This is a genomic window from Streptomyces sp. E11-3, assembly GCF_046540415.1.
GTDB lineage: Bacteria > Actinomycetota > Actinomycetes > Streptomycetales > Streptomycetaceae > Streptomyces.
On sequence record NZ_JAZGRL010000001.1, the window covers coordinates 721,261 to 747,387 of the forward strand.

Annotated in this window: 24 protein-coding genes; 8 read left to right on the top strand and 16 right to left on the bottom strand. The window is 69.3% G+C overall.

Annotated features, from left to right (window positions below):
- Positions 1-73: 73 nt before the first annotated feature.
- The gene (locus U9R90_RS03190; protein ID WP_411054822.1) at positions 74-292 is read right to left on the bottom strand and encodes a type A2 lantipeptide; all 219 of its coding nucleotides are present in this window, start codon (positions 290-292) and stop codon (positions 74-76) included.
- A gap of 691 nt (positions 293-983) precedes the next feature.
- A complete protein-coding gene (locus tag U9R90_RS03195) occupies positions 984-2,150 on the bottom strand; it encodes an NADH:flavin oxidoreductase (RefSeq protein WP_411054823.1) in 1,167 nt (388 codons plus the stop codon).
- Positions 2,151-2,264: 114 nt separating this feature from the next.
- Between U9R90_RS03195 and U9R90_RS03200 the strand changes: the two genes are divergently transcribed.
- Entirely contained in the window at positions 2,265-2,699 is a 435-nt protein-coding gene (locus tag U9R90_RS03200; protein ID WP_411054824.1) for a MarR family winged helix-turn-helix transcriptional regulator, read from the top strand.
- Between the two features lie 61 nt (positions 2,700-2,760).
- On the opposite strand, the gene U9R90_RS03205 is transcribed toward U9R90_RS03200, so the two are convergent.
- On the bottom strand, positions 2,761-4,248 hold the full coding sequence (locus tag U9R90_RS03205; protein ID WP_411054825.1) for an MFS transporter: 1,488 nt from the start codon (positions 4,246-4,248) through the stop codon (positions 2,761-2,763).
- Positions 4,249-4,451: 203 nt separating this feature from the next.
- Here U9R90_RS03205 and U9R90_RS03210 point away from each other — a divergent pair, with 203 nt between their 5' ends.
- Both U9R90_RS03210 and U9R90_RS03215 read left to right on the top strand, forming a co-directional pair.
- Entirely contained in the window at positions 4,452-5,018 is a 567-nt protein-coding gene (locus U9R90_RS03210) for a GNAT family N-acetyltransferase (protein ID WP_411054826.1), read from the top strand.
- Between the two features lie 133 nt (positions 5,019-5,151).
- Positions 5,152-6,666: a SpoIIE family protein phosphatase gene (locus U9R90_RS03215; RefSeq protein ID WP_411054827.1), complete on the top strand. Its 1,515-nt coding sequence runs from the start codon at positions 5,152-5,154 to the stop codon at positions 6,664-6,666.
- A gap of 25 nt (positions 6,667-6,691) precedes the next feature.
- On the opposite strand, the gene U9R90_RS03220 is transcribed toward U9R90_RS03215, so the two are convergent.
- On the bottom strand, positions 6,692-8,056 hold the full coding sequence (locus U9R90_RS03220) for an NAD-binding protein (RefSeq protein WP_411054828.1): 1,365 nt from the start codon (positions 8,054-8,056) through the stop codon (positions 6,692-6,694).
- Between the two features lie 260 nt (positions 8,057-8,316).
- On the opposite strand from U9R90_RS03220, the gene U9R90_RS03225 reads away from it, so the two are divergent.
- A complete protein-coding gene (locus U9R90_RS03225) occupies positions 8,317-10,020 on the top strand; it encodes a helix-turn-helix domain-containing protein (RefSeq protein ID WP_411054829.1) in 1,704 nt (567 codons plus the stop codon).
- Here the strand turns inward: U9R90_RS03225 and U9R90_RS03230 are convergent.
- Together U9R90_RS03230 and U9R90_RS03235 are read right to left on the bottom strand one after the other, a co-directional pair.
- Positions 10,013-11,575, bottom strand: a complete 1,563-nt coding sequence (locus U9R90_RS03230; protein WP_411057619.1) for an alanine/glycine:cation symporter family protein — start codon at positions 11,573-11,575, stop codon at positions 10,013-10,015. The two genes, U9R90_RS03225 and U9R90_RS03230, sit on opposite strands and share 8 nt — an antisense overlap.
- Before the next feature lie 188 nt (positions 11,576-11,763).
- Positions 11,764-13,449, bottom strand: a complete 1,686-nt coding sequence (locus U9R90_RS03235) for a nucleoside/nucleotide kinase family protein (RefSeq protein ID WP_411054830.1) — start codon at positions 13,447-13,449, stop codon at positions 11,764-11,766.
- 342 nt (positions 13,450-13,791) lie between these two features.
- Here U9R90_RS03235 and rph point away from each other — a divergent pair, with 342 nt between their 5' ends.
- A complete protein-coding gene (gene rph / locus U9R90_RS03240) occupies positions 13,792-16,425 on the top strand; it encodes a rifamycin-inactivating phosphotransferase (RefSeq protein WP_411054831.1) in 2,634 nt (877 codons plus the stop codon).
- Between the two features lie 106 nt (positions 16,426-16,531).
- Here the strand turns inward: rph and U9R90_RS03245 are convergent, their stop codons facing one another.
- Both U9R90_RS03245 and U9R90_RS03250 read right to left on the bottom strand, forming a co-directional pair.
- Complete coding sequence (locus tag U9R90_RS03245) at positions 16,532-17,374, bottom strand: LLM class flavin-dependent oxidoreductase (RefSeq protein ID WP_411054832.1); 843 nt, start codon at positions 17,372-17,374, stop codon at positions 16,532-16,534.
- Positions 17,375-17,463: 89 nt separating this feature from the next.
- Positions 17,464-18,483, bottom strand: coding sequence for an aldo/keto reductase (locus tag U9R90_RS03250; protein ID WP_411054833.1), 1,020 nt, complete (start codon positions 18,481-18,483; stop codon positions 17,464-17,466).
- Between the two features lie 177 nt (positions 18,484-18,660).
- On the opposite strand from U9R90_RS03250, the gene U9R90_RS03255 reads away from it, so the two are divergent.
- The gene (locus U9R90_RS03255) at positions 18,661-19,251 is read left to right on the top strand and encodes a TetR/AcrR family transcriptional regulator (protein ID WP_411057620.1); all 591 of its coding nucleotides are present in this window, start codon (positions 18,661-18,663) and stop codon (positions 19,249-19,251) included.
- Positions 19,252-19,303: 52 nt separating this feature from the next.
- Here the strand turns inward: U9R90_RS03255 and U9R90_RS03260 are convergent, their stop codons facing one another.
- From U9R90_RS03260 to U9R90_RS03270, 3 genes are all read right to left on the bottom strand, one after another.
- Positions 19,304-19,741 carry a hypothetical protein gene (locus U9R90_RS03260; RefSeq protein WP_411054834.1) on the bottom strand — a complete coding sequence of 146 codons (438 nt, stop codon included), beginning with the start codon at positions 19,739-19,741 and terminating at the stop codon, positions 19,304-19,306.
- 134 nt (positions 19,742-19,875) lie between these two features.
- Complete coding sequence (locus tag U9R90_RS03265; RefSeq protein WP_411054835.1) at positions 19,876-20,358, bottom strand: DUF4440 domain-containing protein; 483 nt, start codon at positions 20,356-20,358, stop codon at positions 19,876-19,878.
- Positions 20,355-21,362: a helix-turn-helix domain-containing protein gene (locus U9R90_RS03270; protein ID WP_411054836.1), complete on the bottom strand. Its 1,008-nt coding sequence runs from the start codon at positions 21,360-21,362 to the stop codon at positions 20,355-20,357. Before U9R90_RS03270 ends, U9R90_RS03265 begins: the two co-directional genes overlap by 4 nt.
- Before the next feature lie 464 nt (positions 21,363-21,826).
- Between U9R90_RS03270 and U9R90_RS03275 the strand changes: the two genes are divergently transcribed.
- Entirely contained in the window at positions 21,827-22,186 is a 360-nt protein-coding gene (locus tag U9R90_RS03275; RefSeq protein ID WP_411054837.1) for a DUF779 domain-containing protein, read from the top strand.
- 40 nt (positions 22,187-22,226) lie between these two features.
- On the opposite strand, the gene U9R90_RS03280 is transcribed toward U9R90_RS03275, so the two are convergent.
- Entirely contained in the window at positions 22,227-22,640 is a 414-nt protein-coding gene (locus U9R90_RS03280) for an organic hydroperoxide resistance protein (protein WP_411054838.1), read from the bottom strand.
- Between the two features lie 102 nt (positions 22,641-22,742).
- On the opposite strand from U9R90_RS03280, the gene U9R90_RS03285 reads away from it, so the two are divergent.
- The gene (locus U9R90_RS03285) at positions 22,743-23,219 is read left to right on the top strand and encodes a MarR family winged helix-turn-helix transcriptional regulator (protein WP_411054839.1); all 477 of its coding nucleotides are present in this window, start codon (positions 22,743-22,745) and stop codon (positions 23,217-23,219) included.
- Here the strand turns inward: U9R90_RS03285 and U9R90_RS03290 are convergent.
- The 4 genes from U9R90_RS03290 to U9R90_RS03305 form a co-directional block, all read right to left on the bottom strand.
- Positions 23,216-23,410 (bottom strand): hypothetical protein, encoded by a 195-nt coding sequence (locus U9R90_RS03290; RefSeq protein WP_411054840.1) that lies wholly within the window; start codon positions 23,408-23,410, stop codon positions 23,216-23,218. The two genes, U9R90_RS03285 and U9R90_RS03290, sit on opposite strands and share 4 nt — an antisense overlap.
- Positions 23,411-23,526: 116 nt before the next feature.
- On the bottom strand, positions 23,527-24,384 hold the full coding sequence (locus U9R90_RS03295) for a phosphatidylinositol-specific phospholipase C/glycerophosphodiester phosphodiesterase family protein (RefSeq protein WP_411054841.1): 858 nt from the start codon (positions 24,382-24,384) through the stop codon (positions 23,527-23,529).
- A gap of 122 nt (positions 24,385-24,506) precedes the next feature.
- The gene (locus U9R90_RS03300; RefSeq protein WP_411054842.1) at positions 24,507-25,169 is read right to left on the bottom strand and encodes an ABC transporter ATP-binding protein; all 663 of its coding nucleotides are present in this window, start codon (positions 25,167-25,169) and stop codon (positions 24,507-24,509) included.
- Entirely contained in the window at positions 25,162-26,091 is a 930-nt protein-coding gene (locus U9R90_RS03305; RefSeq protein ID WP_411057621.1) for an ABC transporter ATP-binding protein, read from the bottom strand. Before U9R90_RS03305 ends, U9R90_RS03300 begins: the two co-directional genes overlap by 8 nt.
- Positions 26,092-26,127: the final 36 nt, after the last annotated feature.

The window sequence follows — 26,127 nt, forward strand, 5'->3', positions numbered from 1 at the left end:
CCGGGGCCGGGGGGGGGCCGCGCCCCCACGGCTCGGCAAGGCCGGCAGAGCGGGCCGGCGAGCCGCGGAGGTCTTACAGACCGGCGACGAGACCGTTCACCGGGCCGGTGATGGCGGCGGTGTTGATGCCGGTGGCGCCCTCGACGACGCCGGTCACGGCGCCGACGGTGCCCGAAACCGGGGCGATCATGTCAAGCGCGGCGGTGGCGTTGCTCACCGTGGCGCTGTGGAGACCACCGGCCACGTTGTCCAGCTCGCTGTCGGAGATCTCCTGGGTGGGGACGAAGTTCATAAGAAGCTTCCCTTCGGATGGCTATTTCGCAAATGACAGCGCCCGGTTGCGCAATGGAGCTTGCCGGTCGCCCAGCGGGTGTGGGGGGATTCCCGGATACGAGAACCCTTGTCGAATCCCGCGATGCGAAGGATCAAAGCACGTAAGCGCGTTGAGCAGCCAATCGCACGGGGACGGCAGGACCGGCAATCGCCCGGTGACCGGCCCCCGTATTACCCCGGTGTGCACATGTCTCCATGAAGTGGCGCCATCTTCGTCACACGATCGCCCGATGCCGGGCCAGGCCGGTGCACCGCGCCACACCGGCGAACGGGACATTCCCGCACAGAGGCAGATAACTGCAGGTCAGACCACGAAGTGGAATCGGGCCGACCGTGTGCGCCCTGAGCATTCGGTGTGCAGATTCCTGGGAGAAGAGGGTTACTTGACGAGGCGTCACAGTCCCTTCACATACCGATGGGTGCGGCACCCGGCCGCACCCATCGAGGCGCAATTCACGTCACCGGACAATTGCGGAGCGCATTGACCGGCGACAGTTCGGACATGCCGGGCCGCGAGCCCGGAATTGGCGAAAAGCGTGCGATCAGACGGCACTTACTCCGGAACGGGCGGAGACCGCGGCGTCAGCCCGCGCGGGAAGAGGACCGTGAGCCCCTCAAGGTCCGCCTGGGGCCTGTTCGGCGGACAGGGCCTAGCTGAGCGTCTTCAGCGCCGCCGCGTCGTACGGCTTCAGCTCCTCGAACCGGTCCTCAAGGACCTTCGCCGCCCACTCCGGGTCCTGGAGCAGGGCGCGGCCGACGGCGACCAGGTCGAACTCGTCGCGCTCCAGGCGGTCGAGGAGGTTGTCGATCGTCTGGAGCGGGGCGCCCTCGCCCGTGAAGGCGCGGATGAAGTCGCCGTCGAGGCCGACCGAGCCGACGGTGATGGTGGGCCTGCCGGTGAGCTTCTTGGTCCAGCCCGCCAGGTTCAGGTCGGAGTCCTCGAACTCCGGGAGCCAGTAGCGGCGGGTCGAGGCGTGAAAGGCGTCGACGCCGGCCGCGGCGAGCGGGCTCAGGATCGCCTCCAGCTCCTGAGGCGTCTCGGCGAGCCTCGCGTCGTAGGCCTCCTGCTTCCACTGCGAGTAGCGGAAGATCACCGGGAACTCGGACGAGACGGCCTCGCGGACCGCGGCCACTATCTCGGCCGCGAACTTCGTACGGGCCACGGGGTCGCCGCCGTAGGCGTCGGTACGGCGGTTCGTGCCGGCCCACAGGAACTGGTCGAGGAGGTAGCCGTGAGCGCCGTGCAGTTCGACGCCGTCGAAGCCGATGCGCTCGGCGGCCGCTGCGGCCTCGACGAAGGCGCCGATGACGTCGTCCAGGTCGCTCCGGGTCATCGCCTTGCCGGCGTTCTCGGTGCCGTCGACGCGGATACCGGAGGGGCCGACGGCAGGGGCGTCGGCGTAGGGCGGCTCGCCCTGCTTGCGCACCATGCCGATGTGCCACAGCTGCGGCATGATCGTGCCGCCCGCCGCGTGAACGGCCTCGGCGACCTTCGCCCACCCCGCCAGCTGCTCCTCGCCGTGGAACCGCGGCACCCGGTCACTCTGCCCGGCCGAATCGTGGCCGACGTAGGTCCCCTCGGTGACGATCAGGCCCACACCCGCCGCGGCGCGACGGGCGTAGTACGACCGCACGTCCTCGCCGGGGACACCGCCCGGGGAGAACATGCGGGTCATGGGCGCCATCACGATGCGGTTCGGGACGGTCAGGCCGTTCAGCGCGACGGGGCGGGACAGGATCGCGGCCGCGCGGGAGGCGGCGGCCGCCCCGGTCTGTCCGGAAGCCTGCGGGGGCACCACGGGACGTGCGTGAGACACGGCAACTCTCTCTCAATTACTTGACAACCTGAACGCTTGAGAACTTCAAGCAACGAGGAGACGGTAAACGTAGATATTTAAGATCGTCAAGTTTTCTGGGGTAAAGTGACTCCCATGACAGGAACTCCCCGCGTCGACACGGCCCAGCTCATGGAGCTGCTTTCGGTGTCGCTCGGCGCCTACCACGGCGACTTCACGGTCGCGGCGGCGACCGAGAACCTCACAGCGAGCCAAGGCAAGGTACTGACCGTGCTGCGCCGCGGCCCCGCCGCGATGCGTGCCCTGGCCGACACCATGACCTGCGACGCCTCCAACATGACCGGGATCGTCGACCGGCTGGAGAAGCGCGGCCTGGTGAGCCGCGAGGCCAGTGCATCCGATCGACGCGTCAAGAACGTCGTCCTCACGGCCGAGGGCGAGCGTGTCGCCGACGCGATTCGTACGAAGATGCGCGCCACACGGGATGGCCTGGACAAGCTCAGCGACCAGGACCGGGACCGCCTCTACACCCTGCTGGAGCGAGTCTTCATCGACCAGACGGCCAGCTGACCTCACGACGTGCGTGCGGCCCTGCCACCTACGGATGGCAGGGCCGCATGCCGTTTCTGGTTCAGACCCCGACGCGCTGGGGTGTCACCGTTGCCGCCGCCTTCTTCCAGGCGGGCGTACGAGGCGCGCGTGCCGCCTTGAGTCCGACCAGGGCGACCACCACGACCAGCACGAACGCCGCTCCGGCGATGGCGAAGCTGAGGGTGAATTGACTTTCCTCGGGCAGCACGGGCATTCCGGCCGGAAGCTCGATGGTCTTCGACGCGAGGAGTGAGGTGATCGTCGCGCTGGCGATGGCGCTACCGACCGAGCGGGAGATGGAGTTGATGCCGTTGGCGATGCCGGTCTGGTGGGCCGGGACGCTGGCGACGATGAGCGCCGGCATGGCGGCGTACCCGAAACTGATCGCCAGACCGCCGACCATGCCCGCGCCGATCACCGAGGCGCTGGTGTCGTGCGCCAGGGTCAGCCAGGCGAAGCCGAGCACACCGAAACAGGCTCCGGCGGCCAGCGTGACGCGTGCCCCGATCCGGCGCACCAGCACACCGCCGAACTGGGCGCCCACCAGCGAGACAAGCGTGGCCGGCAGCAGGTACACGACCGAGGCGCCGAGCACGGAGGCGCCGAAGCCGTAGCCGGCCAGGTCCTCGGGGATCTGCACCAGGTACGAGATGCCGATGAACTGGGCGAACATCGCGAAGCCGAGCAGCAGGCCGGCCAGGTTGGTGAAGAGCACGGGGCGGTGCGTGAACATCTTCATGTCCACCATCGGCTCCCCGACCCGCGCCTCGGTGAAGACCCACACCCCCGCCATGACGACCGCGGCGGCGAAGCTGCCGAGCGTACGACCGGACGTCCAGCCCCACTCGTGCCCCTGCGAGATCGGCAGAAGCAGCAGGACGAGGACCATCGCCAGGGTGAGCCCGCCCAGCCAGTCGGTCCTTCCCCCCGTCTTCGTACGCGATGCGGGCACGACGAACAGCACGCCGACGAGCGCCACCACGGCGAGGACGACCGCGAGCCAGAAGACCCGGTGGTAGTCGGGGTCGGAGCCCTGGGTGAGGAGGCCCGCGCCGACGAGCGCGAGTCCGCTTCCGAAGGCGAGCGTGCCGCTGACCAGGGCCATCGCGCTGTGGAGCTTCTCCGGCTTGATCTCCTCGCGCAGCACGGACAGGGCGAGCGGGAAGATCGCGGTCGCGGCGCCCTGCAACACGCGGCCGACGATGAGCCAGGTCAGCGAGGTCGTGGTGGCGGCGAGCACCGAGCCCGCGATCATCACGAGGAGCACGCCGACGAGGGTGGGCTTCTTGCCGTGCTGGTCGCCGAAGCGGCCGAGAAGGGGGGTGAAGACTGCGGCGGACAGCAGCGTGGCCGTGGTCACCCAGCTGGCGTTGGCGGTGGTGACGTCCAGCTCGTTCTGGATGATCCCCAGGATCGGGACGACCAGCGTCTGCATCATCGAGACGACCATCGCGGCGAGCCCGAGCACCAGGACGACCGCGGTCTGTCCGGAGGGCCCTGCGGACGCCGTGCGCTGCGCGTGAGACACGGAAACCTTCCCCACTACTTAAGAACGTAGACACTTGAGAACATCAAGCAACCCCCTGACGGTAGACGTTGATATTTGAGATGGTCAAGTTTCTGGACGTGCGCTGGACGTAAGGTGGATCACACCCCACGGAGCGCCTCAGTCGCACCGGCTACCGTGCTCGTCGACATGCGGCGACGCCAAGCAGAGACGGGGCACGATCGATGGCCAACGGCGACATCAACCACCCGCGCTTCCCTTCGCGGCTGCGGCTGTCCGGCGAGGGGCTCGTCCTGCGGGAGTGGTCCGACGACGACCTCCCCGCCATGGTCGAACTCTTCGAGGACCCCGATGTGGCGTGCTGGACTCCGCTCGCCTCGCCGTTCGACGCGCCCGCAGCACGCGGCTACCTGAGCCGAGCCCGGCAGAAGCGCGTCGACGACCTGTCGATCCAACTGGCCATCACCACGGACGGTCAGCTGCCGCTGGGTGAGATCCTCCTGTTCCGCCAGGACGCCAACGACCGTACGGCAAGCCTCGGTTACACCGTGGGAGCCGCCCACCGCGGTAAGCGTCTGGGATCCAGGGCCTTGAAGGTGATGACGGAGTACGCCCATCACACCGCCGACATGCCCCGGGTGACGCTGAGCATCGCGGCGGAGAACGGCGCCAGCGTCGCGGTCGCGCGCGCCGCGGGGTATCTCCTCACGAACGAGCCGCAGGTCAGCAAGGTCAACAAGGGGCGCCCGCTGACCATGCAGCTCTGGGCGCATGACCACCCCGCACGCTGATCGCGGTCCGGTGACCGCGTGAGGCCGCGCATCGTCCGGACACTCAGGCCGATACCCGGGTGTCCGGACGCTGCGCGACCTGGTCGCCCGGAAACTCCGCACCTCAGGCACTACATTGGGAGAGGAGGGTGCGATGAAGGCCACCGATCCGATCCCGGCGATCCCGCAGGCCTCCGGGACGAGACAGAGCACGCCCGTCATCGTCACCGACGTACGTGGGCGGATCGTGGCGTGGAGTCCCGGCGCCCAGCAACTCCTGGGCTATACGGGGCGAGAGGCCGTCGGGTGGCACCTCAGCGCCCTCCTGGCCGCGGACATCGACCCCGCCCCGTCCCCGGTCCGCACCACTGCCGCCGAGGCGACCACGCTGCGCCACCGGGACGGCAGTCGCATACCGGTGACGCTGCAGTGCATACCCGTCACCGACGGTTCCGGCCGTACGCAGCATGTCCAGATCGCGCGTGCCCGCCCCCGGCACGGCGATCCGTACGCGGCCACATCCGCCGACCAGCGGGTGGCCGCGCTCATGCGGCAGCGGAGCCTGCTGCCCGCCGGTGTCCCCCATCAGACGGCCGTCGACGCCGCGTTCCGCCACATCCCGTCCGCCGCCCGACCCGGCGTCGGGGGCGACTGGATCGACGTCATCTCCTTGTCGGGCGCCCGCGTCGCCCTCGTGAGCGGCAACACCGCCGGCCACGGCCTCACCGCGGCCGCCGCGATGGGGCGCCTGCGCAGCGCCGTACGCACCCTGGCCGACCTGGACCTGCCCCCCGAAGACCTGCTCACCAACCTGGACGACCTGGTACGCCGCTACGGCACAGCCGGCCGCGACGACGCGGACGCCGACACCTCGCGCATCGGAGCCAGCTGCCTCTTCGTCGTCTACGACCCCGTGCTCCGGACCCTGAGCGGAGCACGGGCCGGCCACCCGCCGCCCGCACTCCTGTCCCCCGACGGCGGCGACGGCGTACTGGCCGATCTCGACATCCCGGCCGGTCCGCCGCTCGGACAGGCCCAGCTGCCGTACGAGGCCACCGAGTTGGCGCTCGCGGAGGGCAGCACCCTCCTCCTCTACAGCGACAGCCTGCTCACGAACCTCGACGAGGGCCGCGAACAGTCGTACGGCAGGCTGCGCGGGGTGTTGCGCTCGCCGCCCGCGTCATCCGGGGAGATCTGCGACATCGTCATCGACACACTGGTCAAGGAGCCGCCGGTGGACGACATCGCACTCCTCGTGGCGCGTACCCACGGTATGGACGAGAACCAGGTCGCCACCCTGGATCTCCCGCATGATCCGGCGGCGGTCGCCGACGCCCGCGCGTGGACCGGACGTCTCCTCGCGACCTGGGGCCTCGACGACCTGGCCTTCGTCACCGAACTCGTCGTGAGCGAACTCGTGACCAACGCCATCCGCTACGGCCACCCGCCCGTCCAGCTCCGCGTCCTGCGCGACACGATGCTGATCGTCGAGGTCTTCGACGGCAACAGCACCGCACCCCACCTTCGACACGCTCAGGTCTTCGACGAAAGAGGCCGCGGACTGATGCTGGTCGCGCAGCTCACCGACCAATGGGGAACCCGCCATTCCCACCGCGGCAAGACCATCTGGTGTGAACAGCGGATCACTTCGGCACGGGCAGCGGGGTGAGCGAGGTGAGAGCGGCCCCGCCGCTCTACCGCTGAGCGCGCGGCGGCGGGCACAGGTCCACGCACTCCGCGGCGTCGTGCACACGCCCGTCCGCGTGCAGTACGTGCACGCGGTGCCCGAGCGCGAAGGTGGCCAGGGGCCCCAGGCCCAACGCGGTGGCCGCGATATAGGAGCCGCCCACCTGGTTGATGTCACAGGCGGTCGCGATCCGGAACAGCGACTGCGACTCCGATGTCACGTCCTCTTCGCCGCCCGCGCGGAGCACGATCCGCTGGTCGGGGGCGACCGCACGGGCCGCGACGGCGACCGCGATGTTCTCCAGTACGTCCGACGACACGGCGACGATCGCCCGCGCGCGGGGCAGCGCGAGCTTGCGCAGCAGGAAGCGGTCGCCCGCCCGCCCGAACATCACGGGTATCCCCAGCGACTTCGCCAGCGGCACACAGGCCGCCCCGTGATCGCGTTCCACCGCCACGACACCGATGCCGAGCCGCTGGAGCTCCAGGCACAGCCGCACCCCCACCTGGCCGAGGCCGACCACGATGACGTGACCGCGGCGGGGCACCGCCCGTGCGCCCACGATGCCGGTGAAGCGGATCGAGGTCATCCGGTCTACCAGGCCCGCGGTGAACAGAGCCGAGAAGCCGAGCACACACAGCAGGCTGAAGGTGGACAGCACCAGGTACCAGACCGGCGCGTGGCCGTCCGCCGTACCTCCGTCCACCGTGGTCAGCACCATCGCGGAGTGCCAGGCGGCGGCGACGAGCGGTTCGCCCAGGACGACCGCACCCAGCACCGTGTCCAGCAGGAACACACCCAGCAGCCCCACCAGGCCCACCAGCAGGGCGCGTGTGGAACCGTCGACCGGACGGATCTGCGCATGGAACCAGTGCCACACCCTTCGCCCGCTGCCGGTCCTGACCTGGGGGGACGACTCCACCCGCAGACCGTCCGGCGTATGGGCCACGCCGAGGTAGTCCCCCTTGGGGGACGGGCACAGGGTCAGCAGCCGCTCCGCGACGCACGGGCCGAGCAGCGCCGGGACGAGGGCGTCCGTCATGCTGATCACCGTGCAGTTGGGCACCGAACGCACGACCTCACTGGCCACCGTCTTGTCGAACAGCGTCACGAGCAGTGAAATCCCGGGACGGGCATGCTCGACGAGCAGTGCGTAACGGAGCGCCCAGATGTCCTCACGGGACACGATCACCACGACGTCGACATCCGCGGTCAGCGCGTCATTGACCGCCTTGGCCGACGGCGCGGACAATCGGCTGATCCGCGCTCCCCACGCGGTCGCGAACAGCGCCACGGCCTCGGCCAGATCGTCCTCACCAAGAAGCAGCAGGTGCCTGCTCTCGAGATCGTCACCCGGTTCGGGGGCAAGCACCAGCTCTCCTCAGAGATCGTTTCGAAGATCTTCTCGCCGCTCCCACTGACCGTACGCAACCGCCCGCCGCCGAAGTTTGTGCGAATTACCGGTGTATCGCCGCCTGCCTTGTTCAAACAGATGACGACCGGGGACAGAGAGTCAGCAGACAGTTATAGGTCGCCGCACTTCCCGTGACCGCGGCAGCCTCGTAGTTTTGTTAGTAATCCTTCGGTTCATCGCGATTGATCCGCTTTTGCGGCCAGATCTGGAGTGGGCAAGTGGAGCAGACAGGCAGCACCGACAGCGCGGGCATAGGGCAGCTGCTGCTCGCGCTCGGGGAGCCGGTCATCGGTCTGGTCGCGGCACCCGCCGGCCTCGACATCGAGATCAACGACGTGGTGATCTTCGACGCCGACGACGAGCCTGACCCCTGCCGCGGCGATCTCGTACTGATCATCGGCGCCCGTGGCCACAGAGCGCTCCGACTGATCCGCGCCGTGGCACGGCAGGGCGCCGCCGCGGTGGCCGTCAAGATCGACCACGGTGATGATCTCGACGAGCTGAAGCGCGTCGCCGCCGACATGGGGGTGGTCGTGCTCGGGGTACGCCCGGAGGTCCGCTGGGGGCAGCTCGACTCGCTGGCCAGAGGCGTGGTGGAGGACGCACGCGTCGCCGTCGTACCGGAAGCGGGCCAGCCGGCGGATCTCTTCGCGCTGGCCCAGACGGTCGCCGCCCTCACCGGTGGCATCGTCAGCATCGAGGACAGCAGCAACCGTGTGCTGGCCTACTCCCGCTCGGACGACGAGGTCGACGAGCTGCGCAGGCTGTCGATCCTGGGGTGGCAGGGACCCGCCGACTACCTCGCGCTGCTGCGCGAGTGGGGCGTCATCGAGCGGCTACGCGCCGGTGACGACGTGGTGCATGTCGACGAACGTCCGGAACGGGGCATCAGGAAGCGGCTGGCGATCGGCATCCGTGTCGACGAGCAGCTCCTGGGGTCGATCTGGGTGCAGGAGGGCAAGCACAAGCTGGCGGACAACGCCGAGAGCGCGTTGATCGGCGCCGCCCGGGCCGCGGCTCTGCAGCTGGTTCGGCGGCGTACGGGCGCGCCCCCCGGCCTGCAGTTGGAGCAGAGCCTGCTGAGCCGGCTACTCGAAGGGCACATCGATCCGCGTACGTTCGCCGACAACATCGGGGCCGAGCTGACGAAGCCGGCGGTGATCACGGCGTTCTCCCTGAACGGAAACCTGCCCGGCGCCGACGCCGCGGCGGATCCCGACGCCGAGGCCGACCGTCCGAAGTTCGAGCTGCGCAGGTCGGCGCTGACGAGTCTGATCTCCGTGCACGCCGCCGCCTACCGCCGCCGGGCGCTGGTGACCAACGGCGACCCCCGCTTCTACATGCTGCTTCCGGGGCTGCCGGAGCACTCCGCCGAGAGCATCGCCCTCAGCCTGGCCAACGAGATCGTACGGGCGGCCAATCAGCGGCTGCAGCTCGACGTCTGCGCGGCTGTCGGGTCCGCGGTCGGCAGCCTGGACTCGATCGCCGAGTCGAGAGCCGAGGCCGACTGTGTGCTCGACATCCTGACGCGCGGCGGGGAGCAGCGCGTGGCCACGATCGCCGACGTCCGCTCGGAGGTCCTCGTCAGCGAGACCCTGGCGCTGCTTGAGAAGAACCCGCGCCTGAGGGACCCGCGGATCACCGCTCTTCTCGCGTACGACGCGGAGCACGACACGGGCCTCGTGACGGCCGTACTCGCCTATCTCGGCACACTGGGCAACGCGCGCGCGGCGGCTCGATCGCTGCACATGCATACGAACACCCTCCGCTACCGCCTGAAGAGAGCGAACGCGATCACCGGGATCGATCTCACCGACCCGTACCAATGCCTCTTCTCTTACCTGCAACTGCTGCTGGAAACCGGATCCATGCCCGTGCGGCGCGGGCGTGGATCCGGTCCGGCTTCCGGTCCGACTACCTGACTTCTTCCACCGCTGCCAGTTCCTTGTCGTCGCCGTCGCCGTCGCCGCCGCCGCGCGAGCGCAGCGACTGCTGGAAGCGGGCGAGCTCCCGCTTGACGAAGGGGGCGAGCAGGTAGAGGCCGATGATGTTGATCAGTGCGAGCAGGAACAGCACCGCGTCGGTGAACGCGAGCACGCTGCCGAAGCTCAGCACCGCGCCGATCACGATGAACGCGCAGAACACCAGCTGGTAGACGCGCTCACTGCTCTTGCTCCGCCCGAACAGGTGGGTCCAGGCCTTCTGCCCGTAGTAGGCCCAGGTGATCATGGTGGAGATGGCGAAGAGCACCACGGCCACGGTGAGGATGTGCGGGAACCAGGGCAGTGCCGTCTCGAAGGCCGATGAGGTGACCGTGACGCCGTCGACGGTCGTGCCGTCTGCGGCGTAGTCCGCCTTGGCGTCGTTCCAGAGGGTGGTGTCGGCGATGACGATGGTCAGCGCGGTCATCGTGCAAACGACGACCGTGTCGATGAACGGTTCGAGGAGCGCGACGAGGCCCTCGGTCGCCGGGTACTTGGTCTTCACGGCGGAGTGCGCGATCGGGGCCGATCCCAGCCCCGCCTCGTTGGAGAACGCGGCGCGGGTGAAGCCGACGATCAGCGCACCGATGACGCCGCCGACCACTCCTTCGCCCGTGAAGGCACCCGAGAAGATCGAGCTGACCGCCGAGGGAACCTCGGTGGCGTTGAACAGGATGACGATCGCGCACGCGCTGATGTAGATGATGCCCATGGAGGGGACCAGGCGGCTGGTCACCTTGCCGATCGACTTGATGCCGCCGATGATCACGGCGCCGACGATGACGGCGAGCACGATCCCCAGGATCAGCGCCGTGCCGTCGCCGGAGAACGGGCTGTCGTCGCCTCCGGTGATGTTGCGGATCTGGGTGACGGTCTGGTTCGCCTGGAACATGTTGCCGCCGCCGATCCCGAAGAACAGGATCATGATGGCGGCGAGCGCGGCGAGGATCTTGCCGATGGCCTTGCCGGGAGCTCCGGGGAGCTTCTCCGCGACGCCCTTGCTCAGGTACTGCATGGGGCCGCCGGACACCGTGCCGTCGGGGTGCTGGTCGCGGTAGCGGACACCGAGCGTGCACTCGACGAACTTGGTGCTCATGCCGAGCAGGCCGCAGAGCACCATCCAGAAGGTGGCGCCCGCACCGCCGATGGTGACCGCGACACCCACACCGGCGATGTTGCCGAGCCCGACCGTTCCGGAGACGGCCGAGGTCAGCGCCTGGAAGTGGGTGATCTCGCCCGGGTCATCGGGCTTGCTGTGCTTGCCGCGGAGTACCTGGAGGGCCAGCTTGAGCCCGCGTACCTGAATGAAGCCGAAATAGATGGTGAAGACCGCACCGGCGAGGACGAGCCAGGCCACAATCCATGGGAAGGTGATCCCGAACAGCGAAACCTCTCCGAAAACAAAGTCTCCGAGGCCGGTGGCAACCGGATCAAAGACCGAGTTGATCTTTTTCTCTATCGTCCCGAGGAGACCGTCTTCCGCCTCCTCGGCCAGAAACTGGACATTCTCGAGTGCAGGCCGCAGTCCTTGACTCTGAACCATTGCGATCCCTTTCTTCCAGCCCGGAGAAACCGGCGCTGGTAAGCCCCTGAGCGGGGCTCCGCAGTTCCGAGAACCGTAGGAGTCGGCGACCTGCGTGGTTCTGGTGCAATCGGCCAAAGAACTGGCGAGTACACCGTCAATCAGTCCGTCGCGCCGACCCCGTAGGACGCGGTAGGCGGTGCGTGCGGAGGGGTGTCAGGGAGCTCGGGGAGCTCAGGGAGGTCGACCGTGACGACGAGACCGGCGCGGGACCGGCCGCGGGCCACCAGTTCGGCGTTCGTCTGGTCGCTCCCGTCGGCCCAGGCTGCGGCCTCGTCACGCGGCTTGCCGTGTGCCGCGTGACGGGCCACGAGCCGTCGCCGCCTGAGGGCGTCTTCGACCTCCACGTACCAGCTCTCGTCGAGAAGTCCGGCCACGCGGCTCCACGAACCTGTCTCGCACAGCAGGTAGTTGCCCTCGGTGACGATCAAGGGGATCTCGCGCGGTACGGGCAGGGCCGAGCCGATGGACTCCTCGATGTCACGGTCGAAGTCGGGCGCGTAGACGACCGGTTCGTCGCGGGCGCGGAGTCTTCGCAGCAAGTGGACGTAGCCGTCGGCGTCGAAAGTGTCCTGGGCGCCCTTGCGGTCGCCGCGTCCCAGGGTGTGCAGCACGGCGTTGGACAGATGGAAGCCGTCCATCGGGATCAGCACGGCGGTCTTCGGGCCCAGCGCCTCGACCAGCTGGCGGGCCAGGGTCGACTTGCCCGCACCCGGTGCGCCGGTGATGCCGAGGATGACGCGCTGCCCGCCGCGGTCGGCGAGTGCGCGGGCGCGTTCGACCAGTTCACTGACGGACGCCCGTACGGTGGCGGGGCTGGGCGCCCGTACGGTGGCGGCGCTGTCCGACAACTCGCCGTCTCCGTCCATCAAGGCGCGCAGCTCGGACAGCGTCGGCGGGTCGGCGCCGGGGCGGGTGCACGTCACGGCGGCCGCGGTCGTCGCCATGTCCAGCAGCTGGAGCACGTCCAGCCGCGTGATGCCGTGCAGGGCGTCCCGACGATCACCGCCGAGCAGGTCGGCGCCGTACAGCCAGTGGAGCATGCCGGCGGTGAACGCGTCCCCGGCCCCGACGGTGTCCGTGACCTGGATCTCGGGGGCGGGGTGGCGCGTGATGCCCGCACGGGTGACGGCCAGGCTGCCGGCTCCCCCGAGCGTCACGATCACCAGGGCGGGACCGGTGCGCTGCCAGGCCGTGGCGATGTCTTCGGCCGTACGGCCGGGGTACAGCCACGCGAGGTCCTCTTCGCTGACCTTCACGATGTCGGCGAGGGCGACCTGGCGCTCGGTGCGGGCGCGGGCCTGCTCCCGTGAAGGCAGCAGCGCGGGGCGGATGTTGGGATCGAGGCTGATGGTGACGGCGCCTTCGGCGCGCTGCCGGGCGAGCAGGTCCTCCACGGCTCGGGCACCCGGGTCCAGCGATGTGGCGAGCGAGCCGGTGTGCAGACACCGGGTTCCGGGTGCCGGTTCGGGCGGCGCCTGAAGGTCCCAGCTGATCTGGAACTCGTAGCGTGCCGCGCCCTGTTCGTCGAGGACCGCCGTCGCCGTGCTGGTGCGGGGGCTGCCGGGCACCAGCCGCAGCAGAACGTCCGAGCCGGTCAGATGGTCGCGGAGCAGTCGGCCTGGGTCGTCCTCGCCGAACTGCGTGATCAGCGTGACTGGCGTCCCGAGGCGGGCGAGACCCACCGCGACATTGGCGGGCGAGCCGCCAGGGTGCGCCGCGCTGTCCCGCGTTGCCCCGGCCGGGCGCACCACGTCGACAAGGCTCTCTCCGACAACAGTGATCATCTGGCCTCCATGGCAGGCGTCGCAGGCGACCCCACCCTAGGGCGTGTGTCGGAAGTCCCTCCGTCCGCGCGTCGCGGGGCAGGAGGGACTTCCGACACACGCCCTAGGAGACTCGAACCGCGCCCGGCACACAGCTACGTCCGTAGGCCGATGCAAAAAACAAAGGCAAGGAGAGCCCTCTCTCCTTGCCACTCTCAACTTATAGCGCGCTGAGGGGCTTGCCGCAAGACCCGGGGCATGGCGCAGAATCGTCGACCGAAGCCACTACCTGCGGAAATGGGGGGCACGACGTGCGTGTGCTGTTGTCGACGTACGGGGCACGGCGGCCTCGGAGGTATCGCAATGATTGAGCAGTACGTGCTGGACCTTCAAGAGGTCGACGAGACGCGGGTCGCGGACGTTGGCGGCAAGGGCGCGCACCTGGGCGGCCTGTCGCGGATCGAGGGCATCCGCGTGCCGGAGGGCTTCTGCGTGACGACGGACGCCTTCCGGCGGATCATGGCGGAAGCGCCGTCGATCGACGATCGGCTCGATGAGTTGGCGCGCCTGAACCCGGACGACCGGGAGACGATCCGCACGCTCAGCGCGCAGATTCGCCGGACCATCGAGGGGATTGCCATCCCGGATGACCTCGCGGCGGCGATCACCCGCGCGCTTGCCCAACTCGGCGAGCAGGCCGCCTACGCCGTCCGGTCCAGCGCGACGGCGGAGGACCTGCCGACGGCCTCCTTTGCCGGTCAGCAGGACACGTACCTGAACGTCGTGGGGCCGACGGCGATCCTCCAGCACGTCAGCCGGTGCTGGGCCTCACTGTTCACGGAGCGGGCCGTGACGTACCGCCAGCGCAACGGCATCGACCACCGTACGGTCCACATGGCCGTGGTCGTGCAGCAGATGGTCTTCCCGCATGCGTCCGGCATCCTGTTCACGGCCGACCCCGTCACGGGCAACCGGAAGGTCGCCACCGTGGACGCCGGCTTCGGCCTCGGCGAGGCCCTGGTCTCCGGCCTGGTGAACCCGGACGTCTTCAAGGTGCGGGACGGCGAAGTCGTCGCCAAGGCGATCGGCGCCAAACAGCGTGCCGTTCACGCCCTTCCGGCTGGCGGTACGCGGGAAGTGTCGATCGGCTCGCAGCAGCAGGAGCAGCCGGCGCTGACGGATGCGCAGGTCGTGCGGCTCGTACAGCTCGGGCGGCGGATCGAAGCGCACTTCGGCCGCCCGCAGGACATCGAATGGTGCCTGGTCGATGATGGCTTCCAGATCGTTCAGAGCCGGCCGATCACGACGCTGTTCCCCATCCCCGAGACCGGCGAGACCCCCGAGACAGGCGAGACCCCCGACACCGGTGACCAGGGGAATCACGTCTACGTCTCCGTTGGCCATGGGCAGATGATGACCGACCCCATGAAGCCCCTGGGGCTCTCCATGTGGCAGCTGACGGCCCTGGTGCCGATGCACGAGGCCGGCGGGAGGCTGTTCGTCGACGTCACCCGGCGCCTGGCCTCGCCCGCGAGCCGCGCCGGGCTCCTGGACGCCATCGGGAGAGGCGATCCGCTGATCAGGGACGCTCTGGAGACCGTCCTCGACCGCGACGATTTCGTCCCGTCGCTCCCGGACGCGGGTCCCGGCGGGCCACCTGCCGGCGGTGCGCCCGCCCCGACCGAGACCGATCCGGCCATCATCACCGAGCTGATCGAGCACAGCCGGGCGTCCATCGCCGCCCTGGAGCGCGACATCCGGACGAAGACCGGACCGGCGCTGTTCGACTTCCTGCTGGATGCCTTCCAGGAGCACAAGCGAGTCCTCAGCGACCCGCTGAACCATCAGGCGATCATGGCGGGGATGGAGGCCACCTGGTGGCTCAACGACAAGCTCCAGGAGTGGCTGGGCGAGAAGAACGCGGCTGACACGCTCACGCTGTCCGCCCCCGACAACGTCACGTCGGAGATGGGACTGGCCCTGCTCGACGTCGCGGACGTGATCCGCCCGCGGTCGGAGGTGGTGGCGTTCCTGCAGGGCGTCGAGGACGAGGGCTTCCTTGACGAGCTGGCCAAGCTCGCGGGCGGGACCGAAGCGCGCGACGCCATCGAGGCCTACCTCGACCGGTACGGCATGCGCTGCGTTGGCGAGATCGACATCACGAGGCCACGTTGGCGCGAGCGCCCCACCGCACTCGTGCCCGTGATCCTCGACAACGTCAGGAACTTCGAGCCGGGCGGGGCCGAGCGGCGCTTCGAGCAAGGGCGGCAGAAGGCGCGGAAGAAGGAACAGGACGTACTGTCCCGCTTGCGGGCCCTGCCGGACGGCGACCGGAAAGCCGACGAGGCCAAGCGGATGATCGACCGGGTCAGAACCTTCATCGGGTACCGGGAGTACCCGAAGTACGACATCGTCAGCCGCTCCTTCGTCTACAAGCAGGCCCTGCTGGAGGAGGCCGAGCGCCTCGTGCGGGCAGGCGTGCTTTCCGAGAAGGAGGACGTCTTCTACCTCACGTTCCAGGAACTCCACGACGTCGTGCGCTCGAACCAGGTGGATGACCAGCTCATCCAGCAGCGCAAGGACGCGTTCCGGTCGTACCACGCGCTCACCCCGCCCCGGGTGCTCACATCGGATGGTGAGGCCGTCACCGGGGCGTACCGGCGCGACGACGTGCCGGCCGGCGCCCTGGTCGGCGTACCGGTTTCCGCCGGGACCGTCGAGGGACGGGCCCGCGTCATCCTCGACATGGCGGAGGCCGATCTCGAAGCGGGCGACATCCTGGTCACGCCCTTCACGGACCCCAGCTGGTCGCCGCTGTTCGTCGGAATCGCGGGCCTGGTGACGGAGGTGGGCGGCCTGATGACCCATGGCGCGGTGATCGCCCGGGAGTACGGCTTGCCGGCCGTCGTGGGCGTGGAGCAGGCCACCCGGCTGATCCGGGACGGGCAGCGGATCCGCGTGCACGGAACCGACGGGTACGTCGAGATCCTGCCTTGACCGACCACACCGGGAAGCCCCCTCCGTAGCTTCCGACCACACAACGCCAAGCAGTTGATGACGTGTCGATCACCTACCGGACAGCGGCCGTCGTGAAAGCCCGAGTTCAGCCCGACGTGCTGATGAGCTCGTCGGTGACCCACCGTGCGACGTCGGCGGGGTAGGGCTCGGGCAGTCCGAGGACGATGTGCCCGAAGCCGGCGTCGATCGCTTCGCCGATCGCGTGCCGGGTGAGGCTGGGCTGGTCGTAGGAGACGGGCAGGTGGATCGAGCGGGTGATCGAGGCGGGGTCGCGGCCGAGCTCGGCGCAGTAGCGGTCCAGCAGTGCGCTGCGGCGGACGGCGTCGTCGATGTCGCCGCCCGGGATGTTCCACAGGTCGGCGTGCTCGGCGGCCACACGCAGCGTCGGGGACGCGCGTCCACCGATGAGGATCGGCGGATGCGGGCGCTGGACGGGTTTGGGGTTGCCGAAGGCGCCGGTGAGGTGGTGGTAGGTGCCGTGGACGTCGAACGGTTCGGTCTCGGTCCACAACCGCCGGATCACCGTGCAGGCTTCGGCGAGGCTCCCCACGGCGTGCGCGGCGTCGTGGAAGGGCAGGCCGTGGGCTTCGTACTCGCGCCGGGCCAGGGGATGGCTGGGTCGTGAGCCGGCGCCGATGCCGAAGTCGAGCCGTCCGCCGGAGACGATGTCGACGGTCGTGGCGATCTTGGCCAGCATCGCGGGCGGCCGGAACCGGTTACTGGTCACCAGCACGCCGAGCCGCAGCCGTCGGGTGTGGGCGGCGAGGGCCGAGAGCAGCGTCCAGCTTTCGTAGGTCGGTCCGTCCGGGTCGCCGCCGATCGGCATGAGGTGGTCGAACAACCACGCGTGCTCGATCTCCGGGATCGTGTCCGCCTCGCGCCAGACCCGCAGGACGTCGTGGTAGTCGACCTGCGAGGGGGCGGTCATGATCCCGAAACGAGTCCGAGGTGCATTCCGAGGTGTATGAGGTAAATGCGGCATGGGGCTTCTGGTCCTTTCGAGACCCACTTGGGGGATCAGCGGCGGCGCAGTGACGGGTCGAGGAGCGCGGGCGGAGTGTCGTACTTCTCGTGCGCGGCCAGGTCGGTGCCGGGCGCGACGATCGCGTCCATCGCGTCGAGTACGTCGGCGGAGAGCACGGTGTCGGCGGCGGCGAGTTGCGCGTGTAGGTGGTCCAGCGTGCGAGGGCCGATGAGCGCGCTGGTCACGGCGGGGTGCGCGGTCACGAATCCGAGCGCGAGCTGGATCATGGTCAGGCCTGCTTCGTCGGCGAGCTCGGCCAGCTGCTCGACAGCGTCAAGCCTGGCCCGGTTGGCGGGGATGGAGGTGTCGAAGCGTTCCGGCATGAACAGGGAGCGGCTGGTGGTGACTTCCCGGCCCTCGCGGATCGCGCCCGACAGCCAGCCCGAGGCCAACGGGCTCCACACCAGCACACCGAGTCCGTACTCCTCGGCCACGGGCAGTACATGGGCCTCGATCCCGCGCTGCAGGATCGAGTAGCTGGGCTGTTCGGTGACGTAGCGGCTCAGGTGGTACTCACGGGCGGCCCACTGGCCTTGCACGATGCGGTACGCCGGGAAGGTCGAGGAGCCGAAGTAGCGGATCTTTCCCGCGCGTTGCAGGTCGGTCAGCGCCGACAGGGTTTCCTCGTCGCTGGTGCTCGGGTCCCACCGGTGGATCTGGTAAAGATCGACGTGGTCGACACCGAGACGGCGCAGACTGTTGTCCAGTTCGGTGACCAACCAGCGGCGCGAGCTGCCCTGATGGTTGCGCTCGCCTCCCATCGGCATGCCCGCCTTCGTGGCCAGCACGATGTCGTCGCGGCGACCGGCGATGGCCTTGCCGACCATCTCTTCCGACGCGCCGCCGCTGTACATGTCGGCGGTGTCGATGAGGTTGACGCCGCCTTCGAGAGCGGCATCGACGATGGCGGTGGCCTCGTCCTGGGTGGTGCGCCCGATCTCGCCGAAGTTCATCGCGCCGAGCGCGAGGGAGCTGACCTGCACGCCGGTGCGGCCCAAGGTGCGGTAGTGCATGACCGTGTTCCTCCATTGCGGATGAAGCGTGGTGGCAGCGCATGGCTTGGATGCCGGGCCCCTGCTCTGGCATCATGAGCAAACGGAACCTCGTTCCGGAACGATACGGAACAGTGTTCCGTTTAGCAAGCTCGGTAGCGGAGGAAGCGCGCGGTGAACGAAAGAGGAAGCGGCGCGGTGAACGAAAGCGGCGAGGGCGCGGGGCAGGCGGCCCAGTCCAAGCGGAAGGACGCGCGGCGCAACAAGGAAACGCTGCTGGACGCGGCCGCCGCGGTGTTCGTCACGTCAGGCGTGGAAGCGCCGGTCCGCGACATCGCGGCCAAGGCCGGTGTCGGGCTGGGCACGATCTACCGCCACTTCCCGACACGGGCGGATCTCATCATCGCCGTCTACCGGCACCAGGTCGACGCCTGCGCCGAGGCGGGTCAAGACCTGCTGGCGTCCAGCGCGACCCCGCACGCCGCACTGGGGCGATGGATCGACCTCTTCGTCGACTTCCTGGTCACCAAGCACGGACTCGCCGCCGTACTTCGGTCCGACGACGCCGGATTCGACACGCTGCACGCCTACTTCCTCGACCGGCTCGTGCCCGTGTGCGCCCAGCTGCTCGAAGCCGCGGCCGTCGCCGGTGAGATCCGCTCCGACCTGGATGCCTACGCACTCATGCGTGGCGTCGGGAACCTCTGCATCGGCGCGGACAACGATCCCCGCTACGACGCCCGTCGACTGGTCGAGCTCCTCATCGCGGGACTACGGGCACCGCACTGACTCCGTGGGACCGCACTGACTCCGTGGGAGCGGTTCACTCCGTGGGAGCGGTTCACTCCGTGGGAGCGGTCAGGATGCAGAGCGGATGCCCTTCGTCGGGGTCACCGACGTAAGTCCACAGCTTCAGTGTCCTGCCGTCTCGCAAGGCCTTGTAGTTGGAGCTCACGCCATTGCCTTGGAACGACACCGTGAGGCTGGTCTGCTCCTCCTGCCAGTCCGCGACGGTCCAGGTGCCCGACCCCGACCTGGGATCGTTCTCCGGCCCGTAGGCATCGATGTCGTAGTTGCCGCAGACTCCATGGGCGGTAAACGTTCCGTCCGGCTTCAACTCCAGCGTGCCGCCCGCGGCATCGGTCCACGTGGTCGCTGTCCGGGTTCGGGGCAGCTCGGTCGGCTTGCCGTCAGGGACCGGCGGGAAGGCCAGCCTGCCGCAGGCGACGAGGGCGAACGCGACGGGAACGAGGGCCAGGACCGCCCGGCAGGAACGCAACGCACGCCACCCCAACACTCTCCACAGGACACAAGCGCGACCGATCGGCCGACGGGAGCAGGATCGTAGAACCGGTGGGGTACCCGGGGAGCATCGGGAGGCTCTCCCAGGTATGCCGTCTCGTCAGGGAGCCCTTACACGTCGTCCCAGGCCATCGAGCTCATCCTCCAGCCGCCAGGCGTCCGGACGAACTGGGTGGTCTTGTGGCCGGCGCCCTCGAACCACTCGCCTTCGAGGTAACCGGACTTGTGGTACTCGCTGAAGCGGTGCGCGATCGACCCGAATATCTCGGTGCGCTCGGCGACCTCCCATTCGGAGAACTCCGTCAGCGTCCCATCGGTGAGGATCTTCTCGCGGGGCTCGATAAAGGCGTCGAGGTCGTAGATCACAGGCTCGCCCCCGACGTTGCTGATGATCATTCCTTGCGAAATGAACACCTCACGAATCATGTCGACGTTCGGCCGACTTCCGCCGGTGTTGGTGAACGAACCGAGGAACACGGACATCAACTGGTCGAGCTCGGCCTTGATATCGGACACAGCTACCCCTCCCACAGGTGAAACGCCTCGCGCCTGATCGTCGACTCCTGCCAGCGTGTCGGCAAGGTCGACGTTCACGATGAGCGTGGTGAGCTTACCGAGGTGGTCCAGCGCCCTGGTCTCGGCCCAAGGCGCAGCTCATCGGCTGTCGGGGCTGCCTCCGATGACGCCTTGTGCACCCGGGCGAGGCCGACGGCCGCCTCGCTGCCCTCGTCGGCGCTGAACACGTGCACCACCAGGCCTGTCTCGCCGGGCGCGGCCGGTACGTGCAGGGTCTCGTAGTCCAGGGTGAGCAGCCCGGCCTCCGGATGCCGAAGCCGCTTGCGCCCGGCCGCGCACGCCACGACTTCGCCGGTGGCCCAGATCTCCCGGAACTCGGCGCTGTGCGCGGACAGTTCGGCGATGAGCGCGGTCAGCTCCGCGTCGTCGGGGTAGCGCCCCGCGGAGACCCGCAGCTGCCCCACGGCCTCGGTCGCCCGGTCCTCCCACTCGGGGTGGACGGTCCGGGAGGCGGAGTCCAGGAAGAGGTACCTGGCGTTGTTCGCGTCGCGGCGGCACGGCTCGGAAAGGCCGCCGATCAGTTCGGCGCCCAGGCTGTTCCAAGCCACCACGTCCAGGCGGTGGTTGGTCGCGAAGGCCGGGAAGTTGGCCAGCGTGTCCATGACCCGCTGCAGCAGGGGGCTGACCCGGGCCCTCGGCACGGGTCCGCGCGGGGCACCGGCCAGGGTGGCGAGGTGCCCGCGCTCTGCCGCGTCGAGGCCGAGGGCACGGGCGAGCGCGTCGAGCACCTCGGGGGACGGCTGGGTGGCCCGGCCCTGTTCGAGGCGTACGTAGTAGTCCACGCTGATCCCGGCGAGTTGGGCCAGCTCCTCGCGGCGCAGCCCGCGCACCCGGCGGCGACGCCCGCCGACCAGCCCCACGTGCTCCGGCGCGACGCGCCCGCGGCGGGCTCGCAGAAAGCCGCCGAGCGCCCGCCGACTCTCCCCGATCCCCCCGATCCCCTCGATCCCCTNCTCGGCCCTGGTCGCCTCCTGTTCGGTTACGACGACAGGCTGCTGCCCGCGGCGAGTTGGTTCGGGCACCGCTGATCTGGGCTGACCTGGACTGGGCTGGCTCCCGACCCCTGGGCCGCTGGGTGCGTTCTGTTCGTTGTGGGGCGGGGGCGCGGTGGGGGGGTACGTGCTCGCGCTCCCCGGTGCAGATTGCGCATCCGGTAGCGCGGGAACCCTAAGCGCTGCGCGCGCACCCGCCACCACGCCCCCTCACGTCGGTATGGCGGCTACCCCCCCGGTTGTGGACAGGCGTTCCGCAGGGCGAGGGGGGCACCTCCCGCTCGAGCGAAGTCGAGAGTGGGGGAGGGTGGGCACAACCCCTCGCTACGGGGCACCGGTTTCCACCAAGCCCGAAGGGCAACACCCTGCGAGGTCGGCGCGCGAAGGGTGGGGGCCGTCCCACGTGCAACCTTTCTGCAACCTCCTTCGCGGCAGGCTGAGTTGGTCGTAGACGCTCGGCCGCTGTCCGGCCGAAGGATCGAAGGGCGGAGCCCATGGGTGACACCGCTGCGCGTGTGGAGCTGACCCCCGCGGCCGCTCGTCTGGTCCGGAAGTTGCGGGAGGCCCACGGTCCGCTGATGTTCCACCAGTCCGGCGGCTGCTGCGACGGCAGTTCACCCATGTGCTACCCGGAGGGTGACTTCCGTACCGGCGACTCCGATGTGCTGCTCGCGTCCCTGTCCGTGGAGGGGGTCGAGGAGCCGGTCGGGTTCTGGATGTCGCGTAGTCAGTACGAGCTGTGGAGCCATACCCGGCTGATCGTCGACGTGGTGGAGGGGCGAGGGGGCGGGTTCTCGCTTGAGGCGCCGGAAGGTGTGCGGTTTCTGATCCGGTCGCGGGTTGTCGGCGCGTAGGGCCTGGACCGGGATTCCCAGTACAGGCCCTACGTCGGCGTCACTCGATGACGATCTCCACGTCGATGTTGCCGCGGGTGGCCTTCGAGTACGGGCAGTACGCGTGCGTCTGCTCGACGAGCTGGCGGCCCGGCTCGCCCTCCAGGTGGTCCGGCAGCTCGACCCGCATGATCACGGCGAGTCCGAAGCCGCCGTCGGTGTCCTTGCCGATGCCGACCTCCGCGGTCACCGACACGTCCTTGACGTCGATCTTCGCCGTGCGGGCGACGGAGCTCATCGCGCTCGCGAAGCAGGCCGCGTACCCGGCGGCGAAGAGCTGCTCGGGGTTGGTGCCCTCGCCGTTGCCGCCCAGCGCCTTGGGGAGGGCGAGCGGCAGGTCGACCTGGCCGTCGGAGCTGACGGCCCGGCCTTCACGTCCGTTAGCGGTGGCTACAGCGGTGTACAGCGCGTTCATGGCTTCGGTCCTTCTCAGCTCTGGGGAAACCTGATAGCCATAACTAGAGCACACAATTAAGTTGTGCACAACTTAATGTCGCGCTCGCGCTACCCTGGAGCCATGCACACCACGGACTCACTGGGCTCTGTCGCGGACGAGGACTTCCTCCGGCTCGACCTGCAGGTCTGCTTCTCGCTGCACTCCGCGGCGCGCGCCTTCAACGCCGCGTACCGCACCGCGCTGAAGGACCTGGGGCTGACCTACCCCCAGTACCTGGTGATGCTGGTGCTCTGGGAGCACGGCGAGCTGCCGGTCAAGAAGATCGGCGAGTATCTGCGCCTCGACTCCGGCACCCTGTCGCCCTTGCTGAAGCGCCTGGAGTCGGCCGACCTGGTCGAGCGCCACCGCAGCCCCGACGACGAACGCTCGGTCACCGTCCGCCCCACCGAGACCGGCACCGCCCTACGCGCGCGTGCCCTCGCGATTCCGCGCCGCATCGCGACGGCCACCGGCCTCCCGCTGGACGAGATCCGCGACCTGCGCACCCGGCTGAACGTTCTGGCGGCCGCCCTGGACGCGGCCGATCTCGATACCTAGGGCTGCAGGCTGCTCACGATGTCCGCGGTCGCCGTCAGCCCGTCGTGGATGGTCGGCGCCATGCTGGAACTCGCCAGATAGAACCCCAGCAGGACGCAGACCACGGCGTGCGGGAGCTTCAGCGCGCCGTTGCGCAGGAAGACCACCGCGAGGATCAGTAGCAGCAGCACCACAGAGATCGAAATGGCCATCGTCGCCCTCCTCCGCCACATCAGCACCGTGGCTTTCGGTCGCCAGTGTGGCGGAGGGGAGGGTTCATCCGGGCGAGTGGCATGTCCGCCGAACGTGTGTTGACTGCCCGTGACCGTCAGGGCCGGTCGTACGCGTCCAGGAACGCTTCGAGTGCCCGCAGGTCGTCGGTGTTGATGTGGTCGGTGTCGGCGTCGATCAGCTCGCTCCAGACCGCGCCGCGCGCCTGACCCGGCAGGTCCGGTGTCGCCCAGAAGCGGACGCGCTGGCCTCGGGAGTGGGCGGTGGCGACGATGGAGCGCAGCTTGTCGCGTTCGGCGGTGGGCATCGGGCCCACGCCCTGCCAGGTGAAGTGCTGGAACCAGTTGTCACTGATCAGCGGGATGAGGGAGGCCGGGGCCGGGGAGCCCAGATCGGAGAGCCGCCCGTCGTAGAAGGCGTACCGCACCCGCTGGGACTCCATCGGCGCACGGGCCGCGCGGTCGCCCGATACCACCGCGGTGACGGGTCCGGGGCGTACCTTCCCGTGGACGTAGGTGGTGAAGAGGCGGCGGTAGCCGCGTAGTTGGCGGTGGAGTTCGAGATACGCCGCCGCGCCGTCCGCCTTGATGTCGATCAGCAATTGTACGGGCTTGCGGTAGCCGGGGTAGACCGAGCCGTGGTGGGCCCTGACGCGGGCGAGGAGCGGGTCGAGGTAGAGGGACCTGAGGGTGCGGGCGGGGTCCAGGTCCCAGGGGTCGTGGGCGACCAGGAGGTCTCCGTCGACCAGGAAGACGTCCGCCTCGACGCTGGTGAAGCGGTGGTCGAGCGCGTCGAGCAGTGGCCGGGTGTGCAGATAGTCGTTGTGCGCGTGGGCGCGTCTGAGCGGCCGCGGGTGCGGGGTGCGTTCACCGGCCAGGGCGTACGAGGGGACGGCGACGGCGGTGAGGGCGGCGGCGAGGGTGGTGACGGCTCTACGGCGGGTGACCAGGGCCATGGTGCCTCCCGGAAGGACTCGGCTGCGGATACGACGAAGGGCGGGGCCTTGGTGAGTATGCGGCCCTGCCCATGTCAAACGGCAGTGTCCTGCCAGGAGTTGGCGCTATTGACGCGGTGCGTTCACCCCGTACCGGCCAACTCGCCGAAGTGCACGGTACGGCCGCACCAGCGGTTGAGGAGGTGCTGGTCGTGGCCGACGGCCAGGAGTCCTGCGCCGCTTTCCCGGCGGTAGTCCTCTACGGCGTGTACCAGCGCCGCCGTGGTCGAGGCGTCCAGCATCGCCGTCATCTCGTCGCAGACCAGCCAGCGCGGGCGCAGCACCAGGGCGCGGGCCAGGCAGGCGCGTTGCAGCTGGCCGTCGCTGACCTCGTGCGGACGGCGGCCGAGCAGCTCGCCTCCGAGGCCGACGGTTTCCGCCAACTCCGGTACTTGTGCGGCGACTTCAGAAGCCCGGCCGTTCGCTCGCAGTGGCTCCGCTATCAGGTCGGTGAGGCGGAGGCGCGGGTCGGCGGAGAGCCGCGGCTGCTGGAAGACCACGCCGAAAGCGGTGCGTTGGGCTCGTGGTGCCCGGTGCCGCCAGCCGCGTGCGGGCTCGCCGTCGATGAGAACGCGTCCGGCGTCCGGCCGGTGCAGCAGCGCGGCCACGCGGGCGAGCGTCGATTTGCCGCAGCCGCTGGGGCCGAGCAGCCCGACGGCCTCGCCGGGCGCGATGGAGAGGCTGACGCCGCGCAGGACGGGGGCGCGGCGGTCGTATCCCGCGGTGATCGCTTCGAGGTCAAGCATGGGTTGCCTCCTGCTCCTTGACGATCGCTACCGGTTCGGGCACCGGGTGGTGGCAGGCCACCCCGGAGCCAAGGGCGGGCAGTCCGGCGCAGGTCGTCGTCGCTCGTGCGCAGCGTGGAGCGAACGCGCAGCCCGCGGGCAGTGCCCCGAGCTCGGGTGGCATGCCCGGGATGGGGGTGAACTCCCTTTCCGGGAGGGCGTTCAGCAGGCCTCGGGCGTATGGGTGGCGGGGTCCTGGTGCGCCGAAGAAGTCGGCGGCCGTGGCGAGTTCGACGATCCGGCCCGCGTACATCACCGCGATCCGGTCGGCGATGCGCTCGGCGGCCGCCAGGTCGTGGGTGATCATCAGCAGTGCGCGGTCGTCCCCGGTGTGCCGCTTGAGTTCGTCCACGGTGCGTTCCACCAGGTCGCGGTCGAGGCCGGTGGTGGGCTCGTCGGCCAGCAGGAGTGGGGCGTCGCCGATCAGCGCGAGCGCGGTGGCCGCACGCTGGGCGAGCCCGCCGGACAGTTCGTGCGGGTAGCGGTCGAGGTGGTCCACGGGGAACGCCGCGCGTTCGGCCGCCGCCTCCGCCGCCGTGCGCACCTCGCGCCTGCGGATGCCGGTCAGTTCCCGTACGGTCTCCTCCAGTTGGGAGCGCACGGTCCGTACGGGCGTCAGATGCGCGGCCGGGCTCTGCGGTACGAGTCCGATCCGGCGCCCGCGCACCGTACGCGCCAGCGTCGCCTCGTCTGCCGTGAGCAGGTCGAGGCCGTCCAGGTGGGCCGAGCCCGCGGTCTCGGCGTTGCCTGGCAGCAGTCCGAGCAGCGCCGACGCGAGTACGGACTTGCCGCAGCCGCTCTCACCGACCAGGGCGAGGCACTGGCCCGCGGCGAGGTCGAAGTGTGCGTCCGTGACGGCGGCGATGTGCCGGTCCCCGCGCATCCGGAAGCGGACGGACAGGCCGCGTACCGCGAGAAG

What these genes read in the sequence shown, in the direction of transcription:
- U9R90_RS03190 (WP_411054822.1), bottom strand. Translation starts at nt 292, where the DNA reads ATGAACTTCGTCCCCACCCAGGAGATCTCCGACAGCGAGCTGGACAAC.
- U9R90_RS03200 (WP_411054824.1), top strand. Translation starts at nt 2,265, where the DNA reads ATGACAGGAACTCCCCGCGTCGACACGGCCCAGCTCATGGAGCTGCTT.
- U9R90_RS03210 (WP_411054826.1), top strand. Translation starts at nt 4,452, where the DNA reads ATGGCCAACGGCGACATCAACCACCCGCGCTTCCCTTCGCGGCTGCGG.
- U9R90_RS03215 (WP_411054827.1), top strand. Translation starts at nt 5,152, where the DNA reads ATGAAGGCCACCGATCCGATCCCGGCGATCCCGCAGGCCTCCGGGACG.
- U9R90_RS03235 (WP_411054830.1), bottom strand. Translation starts at nt 13,449, where the DNA reads ATGATCACTGTTGTCGGAGAGAGCCTTGTCGACGTGGTGCGCCCGGCC.
- rph (WP_411054831.1), top strand. Translation starts at nt 13,792, where the DNA reads ATGATTGAGCAGTACGTGCTGGACCTTCAAGAGGTCGACGAGACGCGG.
- U9R90_RS03245 (WP_411054832.1), bottom strand. Translation starts at nt 17,374, where the DNA reads ATGACCGCCCCCTCGCAGGTCGACTACCACGACGTCCTGCGGGTCTGG.
- U9R90_RS03250 (WP_411054833.1), bottom strand. Translation starts at nt 18,483, where the DNA reads ATGCACTACCGCACCTTGGGCCGCACCGGCGTGCAGGTCAGCTCCCTC.
- U9R90_RS03275 (WP_411054837.1), top strand. Translation starts at nt 21,827, where the DNA reads ATGGGTGACACCGCTGCGCGTGTGGAGCTGACCCCCGCGGCCGCTCGT.
- U9R90_RS03280 (WP_411054838.1), bottom strand. Translation starts at nt 22,640, where the DNA reads ATGAACGCGCTGTACACCGCTGTAGCCACCGCTAACGGACGTGAAGGC.
- U9R90_RS03285 (WP_411054839.1), top strand. Translation starts at nt 22,743, where the DNA reads ATGCACACCACGGACTCACTGGGCTCTGTCGCGGACGAGGACTTCCTC.
- U9R90_RS03290 (WP_411054840.1), bottom strand. Translation starts at nt 23,410, where the DNA reads ATGGCCATTTCGATCTCTGTGGTGCTGCTGCTACTGATCCTCGCGGTG.
- U9R90_RS03295 (WP_411054841.1), bottom strand. Translation starts at nt 24,384, where the DNA reads ATGGCCCTGGTCACCCGCCGTAGAGCCGTCACCACCCTCGCCGCCGCC.
- U9R90_RS03300 (WP_411054842.1), bottom strand. Translation starts at nt 25,169, where the DNA reads ATGCTTGACCTCGAAGCGATCACCGCGGGATACGACCGCCGCGCCCCC.
- U9R90_RS03305 (WP_411057621.1), bottom strand. Translation starts at nt 26,091, where the DNA reads ATGCGCGGGGACCGGCACATCGCCGCCGTCACGGACGCACACTTCGAC.